The 1,276-nt window shown below is 51.6% G+C and carries 2 protein-coding genes; both read right to left on the reverse strand.

Translation table 11 applies throughout. The features are described 5' to 3' along the window. Window positions 1-558: transposase (locus C448_RS15325; RefSeq protein WP_169316343.1), on the reverse strand; the 558-nt coding region annotated here is incomplete at its 3' end. A 177-nt stretch (window positions 559-735) separates the two neighbouring features. Continuing rightward, window positions 736-957 carry a helix-turn-helix domain-containing protein gene (locus C448_RS15330; RefSeq protein WP_342346258.1) on the reverse strand — a complete coding sequence of 74 codons (222 nt, stop codon included), beginning with the start codon at window positions 955-957 and terminating at the stop codon, window positions 736-738. Window positions 958-1,276: the final 319 nt, after the last annotated feature.

Genomic DNA, 1,276 nt, shown 5'->3' on the forward strand with positions numbered 1-1,276 from the left:
GCAGTCGTGGCGGCGTTCCTCGAATTCATCACTTGTTGCCCAGTTTTGTGGGAGGTAGAGTTCACAGCCAAGTGGCCAGGTGAGTTGATCGGCGTTGTAGTGGTCACCTGGGACGGCAAGAACGCAATCGACGCCAACCTGGCAAGAGGAAATTTTGCCAATCGAGCCAGCGTACTGTGATTTGACGCCGACACTGTCATAACCGTGTTTGAGGATATCGACATCGTCGACGATCAGCATCGCCTCGGGCGATGCGATCGTCTCAGGGATGTGCTCGTTGAGATGATCTTGGACAGCGTTGTGTTCCCAAGGACTCTCACTGATGAATCGGCGGACTCGATGCTCATTGATGTCGAGACGTTTGCCGATGCCACGGAGCGTCTTGTGACTGCCCGGACGAATCAACCCCTCAACGTAAGCGGGCGCGATACGCCAGGTGTTTGCTGCCCGTGGCCAAGAAAGCCCACCGGGACGCGTCGTGAACGCGTCCCTGAGGGGCGCAAGAAACCGACGGATATCGATCTTCGGCGTGTGATTTCGGTAGGAAATGCCACTCATAACTTATCTAGGTTAGACAAGGAGATAGCATCACAGTTTAACCGCAGAAGTACAGACAAGAGCGTCGATCTTTGTGACTTCCTGACGTACTTCACGCTCCAGTGACTTCACCGGGATTCTCATGGAGTCACGCTCCCGATGGCTTGATTCCGCTACGCTACACAAGAGCGTCTGGAATTAAGCGATTTCATAGATCTTCTGTCGAGCATCAGCAAAATGGATTTTCTCAGAGATTTTCTCAATCTCTTTCAGCTGAGCGAGCGCATACCGAACTGTCCGTGGTGGAAGCAGCGTTTCCGCACCGATCTGCTTCTGTGTGAGTGGTTCTTCATGTTCAAGAACTATGAAAACGAGCTTCGCACTTGGCGGGAGATCGAGAAGTTTCTGATCAGCACTCATCATCCCAGATATCGGTCCTAAAGCCGATAAACCAGTTGATAAGTATGAACAGCATTGCACCTACCGACCGCACCGCTCACACAACCGCCGTCATGTGTGATTATAGCATGGCAGCGCATGTAACCGCCGTAGTAGCTCTCAGCAATTTTTACTTCTATCTTGGTATCGAGGATTTCACATAAACCGTTACACGATCCGTCTATTCATTGAACGAATGTCGTTTGGATTGGGGTATCTGTTTAGCGGAACAGCCAAGGAGAAATCGTAGCTCTCAGGGAAGAGCAGGACGAACAGCCGCTAATCGTGCTTTCCGGGCCTG

This window comes from Halococcus morrhuae DSM 1307 (assembly GCF_000336695.1).
Classification (GTDB): Archaea; Halobacteriota; Halobacteria; order Halobacteriales; family Halococcaceae; genus Halococcus; species Halococcus morrhuae.

Bases quoted from the DNA above. Each gene is read 5' to 3' on its own strand.
- C448_RS15330 (WP_342346258.1), bottom strand. From the start codon at position 957: ATGAGTGCTGATCAGAAACTTCTCGATCTCCCGCCAAGTGCGAAGCTC.